At 63.6% G+C, this 17,748-nt stretch carries 11 protein-coding genes and 3 pseudogenes; 7 read left to right on the top strand and 7 right to left on the bottom strand.

From position 1 onward, the window contains the following. The first annotated feature begins 211 nt into the window (after window positions 1–211). The 4 genes from CAPP_RS02765 to CAPP_RS02750 all read left to right on the top strand — a co-directional run bounded on the left by CAPP_RS02765 (window position 212) and on the right by CAPP_RS02750 (window position 6,653). Entirely contained in the window at window positions 212–2,374 is a 2,163-nt protein-coding gene (locus CAPP_RS02765) for a catalase (RefSeq protein ID WP_076599929.1), read from the top strand. Between the two features lie 292 nt (window positions 2,375–2,666). Continuing rightward, on the top strand, window positions 2,667–3,731 hold the full coding sequence (locus tag CAPP_RS02760) for a 2,3-butanediol dehydrogenase (RefSeq protein WP_076599928.1): 1,065 nt from the start codon (window positions 2,667–2,669) through the stop codon (window positions 3,729–3,731). Between the two features lie 275 nt (window positions 3,732–4,006). Then, window positions 4,007–4,426 (top strand): organic hydroperoxide resistance protein, encoded by a 420-nt coding sequence (locus CAPP_RS02755; RefSeq protein WP_076599927.1) that lies wholly within the window; start codon window positions 4,007–4,009, stop codon window positions 4,424–4,426. A gap of 415 nt (window positions 4,427–4,841) precedes the next feature. Beyond that, entirely contained in the window at window positions 4,842–6,653 is a 1,812-nt protein-coding gene (locus tag CAPP_RS02750; protein WP_234959003.1) for an MMPL family transporter, read from the top strand. A gap of 113 nt (window positions 6,654–6,766) precedes the next feature. On the opposite strand, the gene CAPP_RS02745 is transcribed toward CAPP_RS02750, so the two are convergent. The 7 genes and pseudogenes from CAPP_RS02745 to CAPP_RS02715 form a co-directional block, all read right to left on the bottom strand. After that, window positions 6,767–8,005: an IS256 family transposase gene (locus tag CAPP_RS02745; protein ID WP_200803311.1), complete on the bottom strand. Its 1,239-nt coding sequence runs from the start codon at window positions 8,003–8,005 to the stop codon at window positions 6,767–6,769. A 120-nt stretch (window positions 8,006–8,125) separates the two neighbouring features. Next, window positions 8,126–8,825 (bottom strand): annotated as a pseudogene (locus tag CAPP_RS02740) (IS6 family transposase); the annotation flags it as partial. A 307-nt stretch (window positions 8,826–9,132) separates the two neighbouring features. Further along, window positions 9,133–9,783, bottom strand: a complete 651-nt coding sequence (locus tag CAPP_RS02735) for a vitamin K epoxide reductase family protein (protein ID WP_035123041.1) — start codon at window positions 9,781–9,783, stop codon at window positions 9,133–9,135. Window positions 9,784–9,792: 9 nt separating this feature from the next. Beyond that, window positions 9,793–10,500, bottom strand: coding sequence for a thioredoxin domain-containing protein (locus CAPP_RS02730; protein ID WP_035123040.1), 708 nt, complete (start codon window positions 10,498–10,500; stop codon window positions 9,793–9,795). Between the two features lie 101 nt (window positions 10,501–10,601). Then, window positions 10,602–10,933 (bottom strand): annotated as a pseudogene (locus CAPP_RS02725) (ArsR/SmtB family transcription factor). 145 nt (window positions 10,934–11,078) lie between these two features. Further along, window positions 11,079–11,868 (bottom strand): annotated as a pseudogene (locus CAPP_RS02720) (M23 family metallopeptidase). Window positions 11,869–12,214: 346 nt separating this feature from the next. Continuing rightward, window positions 12,215–14,332 carry a bifunctional copper resistance protein CopD/cytochrome c oxidase assembly protein gene (locus CAPP_RS02715; protein WP_052053948.1) on the bottom strand — a complete coding sequence of 706 codons (2,118 nt, stop codon included), beginning with the start codon at window positions 14,330–14,332 and terminating at the stop codon, window positions 12,215–12,217. A 298-nt stretch (window positions 14,333–14,630) separates the two neighbouring features. Between CAPP_RS02715 and CAPP_RS02710 the strand changes: the two genes are divergently transcribed. The 3 genes from CAPP_RS02710 to CAPP_RS02700 all read left to right on the top strand — a co-directional run bounded on the left by CAPP_RS02710 (window position 14,631) and on the right by CAPP_RS02700 (window position 17,715). Further along, window positions 14,631–15,206, top strand: a complete 576-nt coding sequence (locus CAPP_RS02710) for a copper resistance CopC family protein (protein WP_035120001.1) — start codon at window positions 14,631–14,633, stop codon at window positions 15,204–15,206. A 173-nt stretch (window positions 15,207–15,379) separates the two neighbouring features. Then, window positions 15,380–15,745, top strand: a complete 366-nt coding sequence (gene cmtR, locus CAPP_RS02705) for a Cd(II)/Pb(II)-sensing metalloregulatory transcriptional regulator CmtR (RefSeq protein WP_035120002.1) — start codon at window positions 15,380–15,382, stop codon at window positions 15,743–15,745. Then, window positions 15,742–17,715, top strand: a complete 1,974-nt coding sequence (locus CAPP_RS02700; RefSeq protein WP_172808030.1) for a heavy metal translocating P-type ATPase — start codon at window positions 15,742–15,744, stop codon at window positions 17,713–17,715. Before cmtR ends, CAPP_RS02700 begins: the two co-directional genes overlap by 4 nt. Window positions 17,716–17,748 lie beyond the last annotated feature (33 nt).

Raw genomic sequence — 17,748 nt, 5'->3', positions numbered from 1 at the left:
ACGCTAGTATTCTTACAATGGACCGGGGCACGACGAGGGGATTTCAAGGCGTTGGGCCAGGTGGGCATCGACAAGCTTGCGGACAACAAACCGCCACAACACCCGTCGAGATTCGACGGGCCCCAGGTGAGGGTGTAAGGGCGCACCCGTCAGGCGACTTTTCTCTACTCTCGCCTACGTAAGCAACAACCGATTTGCAGTAGGTGAGAAGATGTCCCCGAAGAACAACCCCGCAGCCTCCCCGCAGGGCGACAAGGCCCCCGGCACCCCGGGCAACGCCACCCCGGACAAGAACCAGCCCACTACCCCGGCTACGCCTCCCGAATCGAAAGCGGACCAGCAGCCGCCGCAGGCGGTCTCCCCGACCGGCTGCCCGTTCCACATCGGGGCCGGCGAGCCCGATCCCCGCGCCCAGCAGGGTGAGTTCCTGACCACCGCTCAGGGTGCGCGCCTGAGCGAGACCAGCCACTCGCTGCGCGCTGGTGAGCGTGGCCCCCTGCTCATGCAGGACCATCACTTCCGCGAAAAGATCACCCACTTCGACCACGAGCGCATCCCTGAGCGTGTGGTCCACGCGCGCGGCGCAGGTGCGCATGGCGTGTTCAAGGCCAACGGCGCAGCCTCCAAGATTTCTAAGGCGGGAGTGTTTGCCAAGGACAAGGAAACCGAAGTTTTCGTGCGCTTCTCCACTGTGCTGGGCTCCCGCGGTTCCGCCGACAGTGTGCGCGACACCCGTGGCTGGGGCGTCAAGTTCTACACCGACGAGGGCACCTGGGACCTGGTGGGCAACAACATTCCGGTGTTCTTCATCCAGGACGGTATCAAGTTTCCGGACGTCATCCACGCCGCCAAACCGCACCCGGACCGGGAGATCCCCCAGGCGCAGAGCGCGCACGACACGTTCTGGGACTTCGTGGGCCTTCACACGGAGGCCACTCACCACACCTTCTGGAACATGTCGGACCGTGGAATCCCCCGTTCCTTCCGCACCATGGAGGGCTTCGGCATCCACACCTTCCGCATGATCAACGATGCCGGTGAGACCACCTTGGTCAAGTTCCACTTCAAGCCGCGTCTCGGCGTCCACTCCCAGGTGTGGGAGGAAGCGCAGATCACCGGCGGGGTGGACCCGGATTTCCACCGCCGTGATCTCGCCGACGCCATCGAGGCCGGCGCCTACCCCGAGTGGGACCTGGGTGTTCAGGTCTTCCCGGACACCAAGGAGCAGATGTTCGAGGGCATTGATCTGCTTGACCCGACGAAGATCGTCCCCGAGGAGCTCGCCCCGGTGGAGATCATCGGCACCCTGACCTTGAACAGGAACCCAGGCAACTACTTCGAAGAGACCGAGCAGGTCGCCTTCCACCCGGGCCACCTTGTGCCGGGCATCGACGTGACCAACGACCCGCTGCTGCAGGCACGCCTGTTTTCCTACCTGGACACCCAGATCAGCCGACTGGGCGGGCCGAACTTCTCCCAGCTGCCGATCAACCGCCCGCACGCGCCCGTCAACGACAACCTCCGCGACGGCATGTACCAGCAGGGCGCGCACACCGGCGTCGCACCCTACAAGCCGAACAGCCTGGATAAGGGCAACCCCACCGAGGCGAGCGTCAACGAGGGTGCGCTTATCGACGTCCCGCAGCCCGTTGAGGGCCACATCACCCGTGAGAACCCGGCTTCTTTCGAAGACCACTTCTCGCAGCCGCGCATGTTCTACCTGTCTCTGTCGGACGTGGAGAAGCAGCACCTGACCGACGCGTTCTCTTTCGAGCTGGGCAAATGCTACGAGGAAGCGGTGAAGCTGCGATACCTGGACGTTCTCGCCCACGTGGACCAGGGGCTCGCCGAGAACGTCGCGGACAACCTCGGCCTGCCTCACCCGCAGCCGCACGAGGTCGCGGAGGTCACCCCGTCGCCCGCGCTGTCCCAGGTGGGCAAGCTTTGGCCTGTCGACGGTCGCCAGGTAGCGGTTCTGGTCAGCCCGGAGCAGGCGCTGGAGGGGGTCGGCTCGCTTCTCAACGAGCTTTTCGACGCCGGCATCACCCCGATGATCGTTTCCACGAAGGGCGGCACTCTCACCCTGGATGGCAAGGAGGTGTCCGTGTCCCGCACGTATTTCACCGCCCGGTCCATCGAGTTCGACGCTGCCGTGGTGGTCAACCCACCCGCCACCCCGGAGGTGGCCACGATGCTGGGCGAGTTCGACCGCCACAAGAAGGCGATTGTCCTCGCCGGGCCGGATGCATCCGTCGCACTGGGTGCCGCTCGCATCGCAGTCGATCAGCCCGGTATCGTCGCCGTCTCCTCCCCCTCCCAGGCTGTTGACCCGGTGACGGAGCTTCTCGCCTCCCACCGCGTCTGGGAGCGGTAGGAAACAAAGTTGATATCGTGGCACCCGGAAAATTGCCAGATCTGCCGGGTGCCGTGATGGAGCAGAAGTGGCCGATGAGGGTCTGGCGTTTTCGGCGGCAGGACAGAACAGCACAGCAGGGACTGCTGCGGTTCTAAGCGGCGCGCTCGCTTAACTCACTGACCCGGCTGGGTTTCCGTCACCCCCGAAAGGCGTTAAGGAAAAGCGGGCCCATGTGAGTAACTGCACAACTCGTTCTGCTTGGGAAACTCCCAGCTAAAATGGTCTTTGTACGATTTTGAAAGGAGTTCCTATGAGAGCAGTTCGCTATCACGGTCAAAAGGACATCCGCGTCGAGGAGATCGATGCGCCTGTCGCAGGCCCGGGCGAGGTGCTGATCGACATCGCTTGGTGCGGCATCTGCGGCACCGACCTGCACGAGTACCTCGACGGCCCGATTTTCGTCCCGGATAAGGGTGCCCCGCACCCAGTGACCGGCGAGGAAATGCCGGTCACGCTTGGCCACGAGTTCTCCGGTGTGGTCGCGGCCCTCGGCGACGGCGTGGACGACATCGAGGTCGGCCAGCATGTGATTGTGGAACCGTACGTGCTCCCCGACGACATCGACCCGACGAAGCCGGGCCCGTACAACCTGCACCCGGACGTCAACTTCATCGGCTTGGCCGGTGGCGGTGGCGGCTTGTCCGAGCAGATCGCGGTGCAGCGCCGTTGGGTGCACCCGATCAACAACGATGTGCCACTCGACGAGGCCGCGTTGATTGAACCGCTGTCTGTCGCCCACCACGGCTTCGTCGCCTCCGGGGCTAACGAAGGCGATGTGGCGCTTATCGGTGGCGCGGGCCCGATCGGCCTGCTCACCGCGGCCGTTGCTAAGGCATACGGCTGCACAGTGGTCGTCTCCGAGCTGTCGGAACTGCGCCGCCAGAAAGCGCTCGATGCCGGCGTCGCAGACCACGCTATCGACCCGTCGTCGCAGGACCTCAAGGAAGAGATCCAGAAGATCACCGACGGCAAGGGCGCTGATGTCGCATTCGAGTGCACCTCGGTCAATGTGGTGCTCGACCAGCTCGTCGACTGCCTCAAGCTGCAGGGCACCCTGGTTGTCGAGTCCATCTGGTCCAAGAAGGCCGAACTCGACATCCACGCTGTGGTGATGAAGGAGCTGACCCTGCGCGGCATCATCGGCTACGCGCACGACCACCCGAAGACCATCAAGCTGGTCGAGGAGGGCAAGGTCAACCTCAAACCGTTCATCACCGGCAAGATCGGTTTCGACGGCGTCGTCGACGAGGGCTTTGACACCCTTATCAACCGCAACGAGACCGCGGTGAAAATTTTGGTGTCGCCGGAGCTCTAGCGTCCACGCCAGAAATGGGGCGTCGAAAGCGACACCTGAACTGCTCCTCATTAGTTGGATTGATAGCCCAGTCACCGACTAGTGAGGAGCAATTCACAAAGCCGCGAATGTGGTCTGGCGCTGCCATCCACTACATCCTGCGCGAGTGCTCCGACAACGCCTCGCGTGAGGCGTTCACCACGTCGAGGGAACTCGTCACGGCTCTGGCGAACTAGCTTGCTTTCCCGCGTACGATCGGTGGCCGAAGGCCCCGTCAACAAACAAAGGAGTTATTCATGACCGCCGCATACACCACCGAAGCGCTCTCCACTGGCGACGGCCGCAATGGCCGCACTGTAGTCCAAGACTCCAGCCTCGACTTCACCATGAACGCCCCGAAGGAAATGGGGGGCAATGGCGAGGGCGTTAACCCTGAGCAGCTCTTCGCTGCCGGCTACGCCGCCTGCTTCCACTCTGCGTTGAAGGCCGTGGCCAAGAGCAAGAAGGCTGATGTCACCGACTCCGCCGTCGGCGCGCGCGTTACCCTCAACAAGGGCTCCGAGGGCTTTTTCCTCAGCGTCGTGCTTGAGGTCACCATCCCCGGCATCACCCCGGAGGATGCCCAAGCGCTTGCCGACGCTGCCCACGAGACGTGCCCCTACTCGAAAGCCACCCGCGGGAATATCGATGTCACCGTCACCGTGGCGGAGGATTAGAGCCGCTGCGGGTTAAGTAGCAAAATCCCCTACCGGGAATTGAATTTCTCCTGGTAGGGGATTGAGTTTTGGGGGCAGCGGGCAGATTGAAACGGACGAGGCCTAGGCTATCGGATTAGATTCGGCCAAACAGGTGATTTTCGGTTCTGACCCCGCATTTCAGGTGAACAAACGAGCATTGGGAATCACCTCGGAGCCTCGAACCGTTTGAGGTGAGTGCGAGACTACTCGACTAAAAGGGATCGCATGTAAAGGTCGGCGGATATTGTGGGTGGAGTCAACTACCCCGAAAGAAGGAGCTGGCGTGCCGCCGTCCCTTATCCGCTCACTGCGCTGGTTGTCGCTAGTTTTGATTGGCCTAGCTGCGTTCCTTATTTCCCTCAGTCCGATAGAGGCGCCGCAGTCGGCCACCGCGATGCTTCCAGATGGATTCGACTCCACCCGCGTCGCAGCAGAGCGCGGTGAGAGCGGCGACGAATCCGCAGCAGCGATCGTGCTCTATACCGGGCTAACCTCTGAGTCCTTCGGTGAACTGCAGCGGAAAGCCAGTGAGCTGGGCGGGCCCTTGGTTCCCAACGCGGCGATCGATGCCGCGATCGTGCCCGTGGAGGTAACATCTGAATCACTCAGTGACAACGTCGACGCGGTCAGCCAGCTGCGTGAACGCGCTTCTGCTGATCTGCCAGCTGGTGTCGAATCTCAGGTTACGGGCCCGGCTGCCATCAGCGCCGACCTGTCAGGGGTTTTTTCCGGGGCCAACTTCAAGCTTCTAACGGTCACCGCCGTCATCGTCGCGGTGCTGCTGGTGTTCACCTACCGCTCCCCTATCCTCTGGGGCATTCCACTTCTGGTCATTGGTGTGGCGGACAGACTGGTCGCCGCAATGTATCCGCGCTTCCTCGACCTCATGGGGATGCAGTGGAATGATTCGACCGGTGGCATCCTCTCCGTGCTCGTCTTTGGTGCCGGAACGAATTACGCGCTCTTGCTGATTTCACGCTACCGGGACGAGCTCACCCACCACGATGACCGGTTCGAGGCGATGTCGCGCGCCTGGCTGCCCACGGTGAAGACTATCTGCGCGTCCGCGCTCACCGTGATCCTCGGTGTCCTCTGTCTTTTATTCTCCCAGACACCCACAACAAGGGCCCTCGGCGCCGCCGCCGCGTTTGGTGTGACGGTCGCGCTACTTTTCGGGGCTTTCGTACTCCCTGGTGTCCTAGTGCTGTTCGGCAGGTGGATCTTCTGGCCGCGCGCACCCAGGATAGAAGAGAGAGTAGAACACCGCCTGTTCGACCGGGTTGGCGGCTTCGTCCATGCGCGCCCGGCCACCATCCTTGCCACCGCCCTCGCCGCGCTCGGAGTGATGAGTCTCGGCACTCTCCAGGTGACCACCGGGTTGACACAATCCGACCAGTTCATCGATAAGCCTGAATCCATCAGCGCCGCTGAGGCACTTGGAGAAAAGTTCCCCGACGCATCTGCCACGCCCGCTGTTGTGTCCACCGATTTCCCTGATGAGGCCACCGCGGCGCTCGAGGCCGCCGGGCTCTCCGTCACACCAGCCGAGGGATCGCTGGAGGTCTCCGGGGGAGACACCGAGCAGGTTCGCCGGGCCCTGGACGGGATCGATGCGAGCGTAGGCGGGCCAGACGCGGAGCTGTTTGACACCGAAACCGCCGCGGGCGAAGATCGGCGCGTCATCTTTCCCGCGGTTCTCCTCTTGATCCTGCTCAGCCTTATCGTCATTCTGCGATCACTCGCCGCACCGCTAGTCATGACCGCCTCGGTCTTACTGACTAACGTCGCTGCTCTCGGGCTGGGCTGGTGGGTCTCGCACCACATCTTCGGTTTCGAGCGTTTCGATTCGAGCACTCCGCTCTATGCATTCGTCTTTCTCGTGGCCCTGGGAATCGACTACACGATCTTCCTGGTCACCCGCGCGAGAGAAGAGTCGGAGGAGTACGGCACCCCCGAGGCAATCCTTCGCGCTCTATCCAGCACCGGCGGGGTGATCACTTCGGCGGGCATCCTTTTGGCCGCCGTGTTCGCGGCCCTCGGCGTGCTCCCGCTCGTAGTGCTAGCGCAGATCGGCATCGTGATTTGTCTCGGTGTCCTCCTAGACACCCTTGTCGTGCGGACACTCGTGGTTCCGGCGGCCGTGCAGCTGCTCGGCGAGCGTTTCTGGTGGCCCGCACGCAACCACAGCGCACCGCGAGGCAGATAGGCTTTGACAGCTTGTCGACGTCCCTGCTGGCCGCCACCTCAAGTGCCGGGTCAAGTCCCGTGTAGTGGTGTAGCCGTGTGTGCTTTCGGCTCGGTATGAAGTTCGGTGTTTGATTAGGCGGTTAGCTGGTGCTGGTCACCATGGTCGTCTCCTTGTCGGTGCATGAGATGTTTGGTGTGTTCGAGTGCGGACAGTGACATGTAGCGTTTTTGCTGGATCCAATCGTCATGCTGCTCGGCAAGAACCGCCCCGACAAGCCGGATGATGGATTCGCGGTTCGGGAAGATGCCCACGACATCGGTGCGCCGGCGGATTTCCCGGTTTAACCGCTCGGTGGGGTTGTTCGACCACACCTTCGTCCACACTGGTTTCGGCGCTGCGGTAAACGCCAACACTTCATCGAGTGATTCCTCCAAATACGCCGAAACCTGTGGGAACTTCGGTTCCAGCAGGTCGACCACTTCGCGGGCTTGGGCCCAGGTGGATTGGGCGTCGGGTTGCTGGAAGATGGTCTGGAACATCGCAGAGACCATCGGCCACTGGGTCTTTGGGACTTTCTCGTAAAGGTTCTTCGCGAAATGAGTGCGGCACCGCTGCCACGACGCATCGGGCAGCACTTCGGAAATTGCGTGCTGAATGCCTTCATGGGCGTCACTGGTGATAAGGAAGACGCCGGTAAGCCCGCGGGCTTTTAAGTCTTGGAAGAAGCCTTTCCACGACGCGTTGGACTCAGCTGTGGCCACGTGCATGCCGAGCATTTCGCGATACCCATCGGCGTTGACCCCGGTAGCTAGCAGCACCGAGCATTTGACCACACGCCCGCCTTCGCGCACTTTGATCGTCAACGCGTCACACGACAGGTAGGCGTAGCCGCCGGGATCAAGCGGGCGGTTTTTGAAGTCGGCGACCATCTCGCCGAGTTCTTCCGACATGCGTGAGACTTGGGATTTCGACATATTGGCAATCCCAAGTGTTGCCACCAGGTCATTCATCCTGCGGGTGGAGACCCCCTTGAGATAGCACGTGGCAATCACCGTTGAGAGTGCCCGTTCTGCACGCGTACGGCGCTCTAACAGCCAGTCCGGGAAGAACGCTCCGTGGCGCAACTTCGGTACTGCCACATCGATCGTGCCGACACGGGTGTCAAGGTCACGGTGGCGGTACCCGTTGCGGTGGTTGACCCGCTCGGTGGAAGCAACACCGTATTCGGCGCCGCAAACGGTGTCGGCCTGGGCGGAGAGGATCTGGTTGATAAACCCTTGCAGCATCTGCCGCATCAGGTCCGGGGAAGCTTGGGCGAGCAGATCATCCAAGTAGGTTGCCGGGTCGATAGAATACGGTGCAGTGGTCATCGTCATGTGCCTTTCGGTGAGATGTGGTAGTTGAGTCGAAAGGTTACTGGCGGTGGCCACCCCACTATTTCGCAGGGCCCACCATCTGCAAGCATTACACCACACTAAGGGGCACAACCCGAACCCCCGGCTGACGATCACCGCATCCGGATTCGGCTGCCCGTGAGGTCAAACATCGTGCCTTGCCCTTTCCGCAATGAGTGCATCGCCTCCATACCCTTGAGCGTCCGGTACGCAGATGTCCGGTTCTTAAACGCGCCTTCCGGCCCGAGGACCCGCTTCAGCCGACCATGGTCGCCTTCCAGGACGTTGTTGAGGTATTTCACCTGCCGGTGTTCCACTGTTGGCGGGCAGATTCCCTCTGACTTCAACTCGGCGATTGCCCTGGCTAGGGAGGGTGCTTTATCGGTGTTGATCACTCTGGGATACCCAGCTAAAGTATTTGACTCAGAGTCTTGACCAGGAAACGCTTGGCCGCCGCCACGTTTCTCTTCAGGGAGAGATAAAAGCCCAGGGTATGCCCACCGGTGGTGATCGCCCGATAGAGGTAGCACCACTTCCCGCCGACCCGGATATAGGTCTCATCCACCCGCCAAGAACTGGCCTGCCAATCAGGTACCTGCCGGTACCACCGTGTCTGCTTGTCCAGCTCAGGGGCGTATTTCTGCACCCACCGGTAAATCGTGGTGCGATCGAACCGCACGCCGCGCTCGGTCATCATTTCCTCGAGGTCTCGATAGTTGATGCCGTAGCGGCAATACCCCCGTACTGCCCACAGGATGACCTCGCGAGGGACACGTCGACCCGAGAAGATAGCCATAGGCTCGATCATTCCACGGCGCTTTGCCTGCCGCCCCAACTTTGCAACAGCACCTTCCCGACCTCCACCTTGCCGCCGTGGCTGCTTCAGGCCCTGGAACAGGATCTTCGTCTATCCCCTGAGGTCATCAATGAACTCAGCCAGGACGAGGCCCAGCAGCTGCTCGTCCAACACTGGACAAAGCCCCAGGGCTCAAGCGACACCACCGTCACCGGGTCTGGTGGTGGGGGTCGTCAGTGCTGCCGGCAGGCAGCTGCGTGAGCCCCGGGCTGTCGGTAGAGGCGTGAAAAACCACAGGGCATGAGCGTCAAAGGGTGGTGAAATCGGAGTAGAAGCTGAAAAACACCGAGGCGGCCACAGCGACGTACACCACGGCGATCAGGGTGCCTGCCCACTGGGAGGCAAACCGCACCACAGCAGGCGAGGCGGGGAAGAGGCCGTGGGCGAGGTTGCGTACTGTGAGCAGGATAAACAGCGGGACCATCATCGCCCACACCACCATGCAGTACAGGCACAAAATATGGATGACGAACAGCGCCTGGTACCACAGCCAGATGATGAACAGCAGGCCCACGGTCACACCCGCCTGCAGACCTCCCCAGTACCAGTCGGCGAAGCGTGCCCCCGACAGCATGGCCATCGCGGTGGTGATGACCACGGCGAAGGCGACGATGCCGATCAACGGGTTGGGGAAGCCGAAGAGTTCGGACTGCCAGGTTCCCATCACTTTTCCGCAGGAGACCAGGGCGTTGATGTCACAGGTGGTGACATGCTCGGCGTCCTCGTAGAGGGCCAGGCGTTCAAGCACCAGGATGCCGGAGGCCACCCAGCCGATCACGCCGGTGACCAGCAGGATGAGGGCGAAAGGACGCTGGCGGGCAAAGACCGGCAGGAAGGTGTCGTCGTTCGTCTCGGTCACAAGAACCTCATTGTCGTCGGCGGTGGCTGGGTGCGTCATGGATTCGGGTTAGTCGGCGGCGGCCGCGTCGACCTCGGCCCGGAACTGCTCCAGGGAGTCCGGGGTCAGGAGCTGACCGTCGAGGAAGAAGGTCGGGGTGCCGCGCACACCCAGGGCCGTGCCGTCAGCCACATCGAGTCGGACCCGTTCCTCGGTGGCCGGATCGGCCACAGCGGCGTCAAAGGCGGCCATGTCCAGACCCAGGTCCTCGGCGAAGCCGCGGAAGACCGCACTGTTGTCCTCGGCGGACTCACCCCACTCAGACTGGGTCTCAAACATCCGGTGGTACATCGCTTCGTACTGGCCCTGCTGGGCGGCAGCCTCCACAGCCACGGCAGCGGGCATGGAGTTGCGGTGACCCGGCAGCGGGAAGTAACGGTTGACGAAGGTGACGGTGTCGGAGTACTCCGCACGCAGTTCCTCCACGAAGGGGTAAGCCGCCCGGCAGGCCTCGCACTCGAAGTCGAGGAACTCCACCAGCACGGCCTTCTCGTTCGGCGCCTGGGACAGCACCCGACTGTTGTCCCGGACCACCTGCCCCGCATCACTGGCCACGGTTTCCGGGGCGGGCGCAGAAGCGGAGTCGGATCGGCCGAGGAAAAAGGCGACGATCCCGGCGATGACGACGATTGCCAATAACGCCCAGACAATGATCTGGGCTTTTCTCCAATTCCCGGAGGGCCGGGTGGAGGTGGTGCGGTTGGTGGGGGTGCTCACGAGGGGTCCGTTCTATCGCTGGTGGAAATTAAGGGGTGTCGAGGCCGTGGGCCCCGGGGGACCCGGCAAGGTGGCGACGAAGTCCTCCAGGACCGAGGCGGTCATGAGCAGGTGCACCCGTCCGGCGAACAACAGGCCGGATCGATGGTGACCACCAACTCGAGTAACTCACCGAGGGCGTGACCCAGTTGGGGGTCAGCCAGTGAATACCAGACGTTGCGCCCCTGGGGGTGGAGGCCACCAGCCCGCATCCGCGCAGACAGGCCAACTGATTCGACATCACCTGTTTGGAGACATCCAGCTGCCGGGCCAGGTCCGAGGGTCGGGCGGGCCCGTGGCGCAAGGCCAACAGGATCCCGGTCCGGGTGTCATCGGACAGGGCATGGCCCACCCGGGACAACGCCGAGGTGTGAATGACGGTCACCGTGCTCATAATCGTAGACAGTACACAATCCCCTGTACTACTCCTCGGTGCCCTCGGCGGAGGAGTGTGAGATGACCGGGAGCATGTTTACATCCGGACCACAGGCGCTGGCCTGAGGGTCAGGACCGGGTTTTCTCCCGGGTGGGGGGGAAGGTTAGAAGGTGATGCCGTGCTGGGCGAACCAGGGGGCGGGGTCGACGGCGCCGCTGCCGGTCGGGTAGAGCTCAAAATGCAGGTGGGAACCGGTGGAGAAACCTCGGTTGCCCATGCCGGCGATCTTCTGGCCGGCGGTGACCTGCTCACCCACGCTGACATCGAGGGTTTCCATGTGGCCGTAGACGGCAATGGAGCCGTCATCGTGCTGGATGCGGATCCACTGGCCGAAACCGGAAGCCGGTCCGGAGTCGATGACGGTGCCGCCCATGGCCGCAAGAATTGGGGTGCCCACGACGTTGGCGATGTCTAGTCCTGCGTGGAGGCTGCCCCAGCGCATACCGAAACCGGAGGTGAAGGTGCCTTCAGTGGGTTTGACCACGGATGAGGCGTTGGCCAGGCGTTCTGCCTCAATGTTCTGCTTCCAGACGTGCGGCCTCAGCGCGGGCGGCCTCGGTGCGCTCGGCGGCGTACTCAACCGCCTTGTCCAACTGCTCGTTGATATTGGTTACCGGCTTATACTCTGAGATCGTCAGGATCTGCGGGGCCGTCTCCGTCGTGTCCGGGGGCAGCGCGGTGTCATTGGTGGCCAACTGCACGCCACCGACAGTGTCCTGCGGGGAGATCGAGGCTTCAGCCTGGGTCTGCAGCGTGGCGGCGGCGGCACCCCCGATACCCGCGGACGAGACCGCTCCCGTGGCCACGGCCACCAGGGCTACGCGGCTCTTGGTTTGCGAGGTGGGGATCTTGCGGTGTTTTCCTCCGGCTGATCGCTGGGCCTTCATGAGCATGAATCTTCTTCCGTCGTTGTCCGTTGTCCCGCCACACTCGATCTCACCGTTGTACTCGTTAGAGACGAAATTGTGACCGTTCCGTTACCTGATGGAGGTAACGTTAACCCCTCATCCCCACCGAAGTCACCTCCGGAGTCCATTTAGTGATCTATATCATAGTTTCCTCGGCTCCTAGTCGGAGAGGGGTCTGTGATGGGCGGGCGGGATCACCAGGGGAAAGGCCTGTCTCGGGCTTGTCGCTGAGCTCGTCGAGGCATGGGCCATGGCCGCGGGAGCCCGGGAGGAGGTCACGCGGCCAGTTCCTCGCTGGCCCCGTGAGGGGCCGGCGGTGAGACCGGGGTGGTTAAGGCTGGTCGGTTGTCCGGGTGCCGTGGTCGGACGTGGGGGTCTTACCGTCCGCGGTGGGGCCGAGGAATGCGGTGTGGTTTTCGTTCTCGGCGTTGCTACCGGTGGTGGTCTTTTCCTCGTTGCCCGTGGTTTTCCCGACCGTGCCCGGCCATTGGCCGATGAGCAGGAGGGCGACGACGGCCAGTGGGACCACACCTGTGGCCCAGGCCAGGACGGCGGTGCGTTGGTCGGCGAGCAGATCGAGCTCCCAGGGCAGGAGCAGGGAGCGGTAGAACTCCTCGCCCAGAATCGTGTCCAGGCGCAGGAGATAGACCCCGACGAGCAGGTGGACAGGCAGGGAGGCAACCAGCCACCCCAGGCGGATGGTGGCCGGGCGCCGGCGCGGGATCGGGTCGGGTCCGAGCATCCCCCAGACGTAGAAGCAACCGGAGACCAGGAGCACGGCGTTCATGATCAGCTGCCCCGCGTACTTGGAGATCAGCAGCTCATAAAGCGGGATGAACAGGTACATGACGTAGAAGAACACCAGGAACTGCAGGGTGTTGACCACCGGATGGGTGATCACCCCCACCAACCGGCTGCGGGTGAAGGCGCGCACCCAGTCGTGGATATTCGGCCTACCCGGGGCCCCCGGGGCGAAGGCGGTCATCAGCAGGGTCAGCGGGGCACCCAGCACCAGGAAGATGGGGATGACCAGCGACAAGATTATGTGGCCGACCATGTGCACCGAGAAGACCGCGGGCATATTCAGCCCGATCCCGGAGCTCATCGTCACCAGCAGGGTCACACATCCGGCCAACCACCAGGCGGTGGGGGTACTCGACCAGGTGTGACCTGCCTGGCGGGTGCGCCACACAGCGGCCAGATAGCCGACGGCCAGCAGCAGGGCGAGGGCACCAAACAGCAGGTCAAAGCGCCACATGCCCCACACGTTGAGGATGGTGGGCTTCTCGGACAGCTCGTAGCCGAGCTTGGTGGCCATCTGCGAGAGGTTCGGGATGCGCGGTGGGGGCGGCGGGGTGCGCCCCATGGTGATGGCGATACCGGTGACCGCCGCCATGACAAGCACCTCGACGATGGCGACCTGGCGGAACAGGCGGCGATCAGCGGGGTTGGCCTGCACCTGCGGAATGACCCACGCCCGGTGGATCCACCCGAAGACACCGAGGATAATCACGCCGATGGTCTTGGCCACGATGATCAACCCGTAACGGGTGGTCAACAGATCCGTCAGCTCGATGCGGATGGCGGCGTTGACCAGCCCGGACATGGCCATGACGATGATGGAGACCAGGGCGATCGTCGAATAGCGACGCAACGCAATATCCAGGTCAGGTCCCAGGCGACGCCCGTGGGCGAGCAGGGCCATGAGCCCGCCGACCCAGATGACCAGGAAGATCAGGTGCCACAGGTAGGAGTTGGTGCCGTGGTCGTGGTTACCACCCGAGGAAGAGTGTCCCGTCAGGCCCAGAGGGACGACCATGAGAATCGCCCCGAGCAGGAGCAGGGGTTGGGTGATCCACGCCCGGTTCATCATGCCTGTAAGTCCGGTGACCAGGGCAATAAGGGCCACGATCAGCCACACCTGGGCCATGGCCACCTGTTGGAGGGCCACCACCAGGGCTTCCATTCCCAGTGTCTGGGCCAGGGGTGTGCCGGAGACATCCGAGATCACCAGCGGGATCATCAATAACGCAACAAGCCCAAAGCAGAGGGCCGCGACTGCACCGGTACGCGAGGCCAGGTGCCCGTCCACACTCAACGAGGCCTGGTGCAGGCGGTCGTTATCACCGCCGGGCAACCGTGGGGAGATGAGGAAAGCGGAGAACAGGAAAGAACCGGCCGACAGGGCAGCGAGCATCCAACCGACCGCGCGGAAAAACGGCAACCCGAAGGTGGTCGCGATGCCCGGGTTGGGGATCCCCAAGGCCGCGAGGGATTCGCCGAGGAAGCTGTAGGCAACCGTCCCGCCGACTGCACCGGCGACGGCGAGAAAGAGCAAGTACAACGGCCACGTGGGGCGTACCCGCTCCTGAGGCCGGCTCCCGATGGTGGGGGTCTTCCCTGCGGTCGTATCCGTGGCAGTGGGGGTGTCATTTACCGGGTGGGTCATCTGTGTCCATTTCGCCGTCCAAGCCGCCTCCGCTCTCCTGATGCGTTCGGAAGCTGGCGTGGGGTTCACCCTAATGGGGCCTGCTGGTGTTCTTGTAAATTGCCCAGGGACCAGTATCTTCCCCCGGTTCACCCCCTGCAGGGGTGCATCTACCTGTGAAGAACAACACCCGGTGAAGGCGGCGTGGCCGGGAACTTTCCCCCCGTCCGTTCCGACCACTCTCTTGGTACCTCCCGCAAGCAGGTGCCTTAGTCGCTCACATCCGGTTGAAGAGCCGGCCCAGTCCAGGAGGACTTTCGTGATCATCTCTCCCATGCTCCCTCGTCGTGTCATCGCCGCTGTGGTGGCGGTCGGTGCCCTGAGTGTCGTAGCCACCCCGGCTGCCCTTGCGCATGACTCGGTGATCGGTGGCAATCCCGCGGACGGTGAGGTGGTCGAGGAGTTCCCGCGCAGCATCGAACTGGAGTTCTCGGGGCTTCCCCAGGAGGGTTTCAGCACCGTGGCCATCACCGATCAGGATTCCGGTGACCTCCTGTTCAGTGGTGAGCCGACCATCAAGGATCGACTGGTGACCCTCGACCTGCCGGCGGATATCAGTGGTGGACCAGGCGACTACACCGTGGGCTTCCAGATCCTCTCCTCCGACGGCCACGCCACCCGCAGCTCAACCACCTTCACCGTCGCCGGCGACGCGGCCGCTGCCACCACGGGTGACGCCGAGCCGGTGGAGGAGACCCCCGCTGCCGAGAACACCGCCGAGGAAGACACCTCCGGATGGAGCGATCTGATAGTCCCGACCCTCGTGGGACTGGCCGTCTTCGGGGCCATCGCCGGTGCCGGTGTCCTGGTCGTCCGACGTCGTGACGCGCGTTAAAGAGTGAAAGAGGCACCCGGTACATCCTCCCGTGCAGATGTGCCATGCCACGGGCCCCTCTTCCTGCCTCCGGATATGTCTCAGGACCCCCACCTGATGCTGGCCAGGTACCCGAGGACGACCCCGCCAGGGGATGCTTGCAGATTAGTCATTCACCACTGTATGGTCAGCGCATGCTGACCATTGCTTCCCGTCTCGATGTGATGAACCGCCTGGGTCGTGCCATGGCCGATCCCACGCGGTCCCGGATTCTGTTGTCCCTGCTCGATGCCCCGAACTATCCGGCGCAACTGGCCCGGGAACTAGGGTTGACGCGCTCAAACGTCTCCAATCACCTGACGTGCCTGCGGGACTGCGGGATCGTGGTCGCCGAGCCAGAGGGGCGGCGCACCCGCTATGACATTGCTGATGCCCACCTGGCTCAGGCCTTGACCGCTCTGCTGGAGACCACCCTCGCCGTCGATGAGGACGCCGCCTGCCTGGACCCGCAGTGCCCGGTTGCCGGTTGCTGCGATACGGACGGAGGCCAGCAGTCATGACGTCTGCCTGTGGTTGTGAACCGTCCGCACCGATGACCGAAGAAGATGAGCACACCCCGTGGTGGCGTGACCGCGCCATCCTCCTCCCGGTGGCTTCCGGACTGACCCTGCTCCTCGGCCTGATCCTCGAGTGGTTTATCCCGGGGGCCGGACTGATGGCCACCACCTTGTTCTGGGTTTCCCTTCTGCTGGGTGCTTCCCAGTTCGTTCCCGGGGCACTCAAGGGGCTGTTCACCTCTCGCCGACTGGGCATCGGGTTACTGATGACCATCAGCGCCACCGGTGCGGTCCTGCTGGGATTCATTGAGGAGGCCGCCGCCCTGGCCTTCCTCTACTCCATCGCCGAGGCGCTGGAGGATAAGGCGATGGACAAGGCCCGTTCGGGCCTGCGCGCCCTGCTGACACTCATCCCCTCGACCGCCACGATCGTCGCTGCTCACGGGGGTGCCCGCACCGTACAGGTCGAAGACCTCGTCCCCGGGGACATTCTGCGCCTGGCCGCCGGGGAACGCCTGGCCACCGACGGGGTGGTCCGCTCAGGTCACAGCAGCCTGGATGTCTCGGCGATCACGGGTGAATCCATCCCCGTCGAAGTCGGGCCCGGCGATGCGGTGCTGGCCGGATCCATCAACACCTCCGGCGCCCTCGAGGTCAAGGCCACCGCCGCCGGCACGGACAACTCCCTGACCACCGTCGTCAAGCTGGTGGAGCAGGCCCAGAACGACAAGGGCCGACGGGCCCGGATCGCTGACCGTCTGGCCCGCCCCCTGGTGCCCGGGGTCCTCATCCTGGCCATCCTCGTGGCCGCCATCGGTTCCCTGCTCGGTGATCCCGGTGTGTGGATCGAGCGTGCCCTGGTCGTCTTGGTGGCCGCTTCCCCGTGCGCGTTGGCGATCTCGGTGCCGGTCACGGTGGTCTCGGCAATCGGGGCGGCCAGTAAATTCGGTGTGGTCATCAAATCCGGCGCCGCCTTTGAACGCCTCGGCGGCATCCGGCATCTGGCCCTGGACAAGACCGGCACCCTGACCCGCAACCGACCCACCGTCACGGAGGTGCTCACCACCGGGGGAGTCAACCGGGCCGAGGTCCTCGACTGGGCGGCGGCACTGGAGGCTCACTCCACCCATCCGCTGGCCGCGGCGATCACCGCCGCCGCACCCCACCCTCCGGTGGCCCAGCAGGTTTCGGAGGCCGCCGGCCAGGGCATTACCGGAGTCATCACCGGAACCCGGATTGCCGTGGGTAGCCCCCGCTGGCTTTCCCCTGGGCCTCTGGCCACCGAGGTGGAGTCCCTGGAAGAACAGGGCATGACCGTGGTCATCGTCCACCGCGACGACCAACCCGTCGGGATAGTCGGGGTCCGCGATGAACTACGCCCCGAAACCCCCGAGGTCATCAGGTCACTGACTGCCGAAGGCTTCGGGATCACCATGCTCACCGGCGATAACACCCGCACCGCCCAGGCCCTGGCCGTCGAGGCCGGCATCCAGGACGTCCGTGCGCAGCTGCGCCCGGAGGACAAGGCCCGGGCCGTGGCTGACCTGCATGAGCGGGGTCCGGTGGCGATGATCGGCGACGGCATCAACGACGCCCCCGCCCTGGCCTCGGCAGACATCGGCATCGCCATGGGTGCCAGGGGCTCGGACGCCGCCATCGAGTCCGCGGACGTGGCGTTTACCGGCGATGACCTGCGCCTGATCCCCCGTGCCTTGCACCATGCCCGCCGGGGACGGGCCATCATCAACCAGAACATCGTCCTGTCCCTGGCGATCATCATCGTTTTGCTCCCGCTGGCGATCACCGGCGTGCTGGGACTGGCGGCGGTGGTCCTGGTCCACGAGGTGGCCGAGGTCATCGTCATCACCAACGGCCTACGGGCCGCCCGCACCAAGCATCCTGACCTCAACCCGGTGGCGACGGCCACGGTTCCCACGGATGAGGATGCGCACGGAAAGACCCGGGTCTACTAGTGTTTTCACCCATCAGCACACTGGAAAAGAATG

This window comes from Corynebacterium appendicis CIP 107643 (assembly GCF_030408415.1).
Taxonomy (GTDB): Bacteria; Actinomycetota; Actinomycetes; order Mycobacteriales; family Mycobacteriaceae; genus Corynebacterium; species Corynebacterium appendicis.
Note: the sequence above shows the minus strand (reverse complement) of the source record. Positions and strands in the feature narration are given on the sequence as shown.

Excerpts from the sequence above, each read along its gene's own strand:
- CAPP_RS02700 (WP_172808030.1), top strand. The coding sequence starts at position 15,742 with ATGACGTCTGCCTGTGGTTGTGAACCGTCCGCACCGATGACCGAAGAA.
- CAPP_RS02760 (WP_076599928.1), top strand. The coding sequence starts at position 2,667 with ATGAGAGCAGTTCGCTATCACGGTCAAAAGGACATCCGCGTCGAGGAG.
- CAPP_RS02745 (WP_200803311.1), bottom strand. The coding sequence starts at position 8,005 with ATGACCACTGCACCGTATTCTATCGACCCGGCAACCTACTTGGATGAT.
- cmtR (WP_035120002.1), top strand. The coding sequence starts at position 15,380 with ATGCTGACCATTGCTTCCCGTCTCGATGTGATGAACCGCCTGGGTCGT.
- CAPP_RS02750 (WP_234959003.1), top strand. The coding sequence starts at position 4,842 with ATGCTTCCAGATGGATTCGACTCCACCCGCGTCGCAGCAGAGCGCGGT.
- CAPP_RS02735 (WP_035123041.1), bottom strand. The coding sequence starts at position 9,783 with ATGACGCACCCAGCCACCGCCGACGACAATGAGGTTCTTGTGACCGAG.
- CAPP_RS02755 (WP_076599927.1), top strand. The coding sequence starts at position 4,007 with ATGACCGCCGCATACACCACCGAAGCGCTCTCCACTGGCGACGGCCGC.
- CAPP_RS02715 (WP_052053948.1), bottom strand. The coding sequence starts at position 14,332 with ATGACCCACCCGGTAAATGACACCCCCACTGCCACGGATACGACCGCA.
- CAPP_RS02765 (WP_076599929.1), top strand. The coding sequence starts at position 212 with ATGTCCCCGAAGAACAACCCCGCAGCCTCCCCGCAGGGCGACAAGGCC.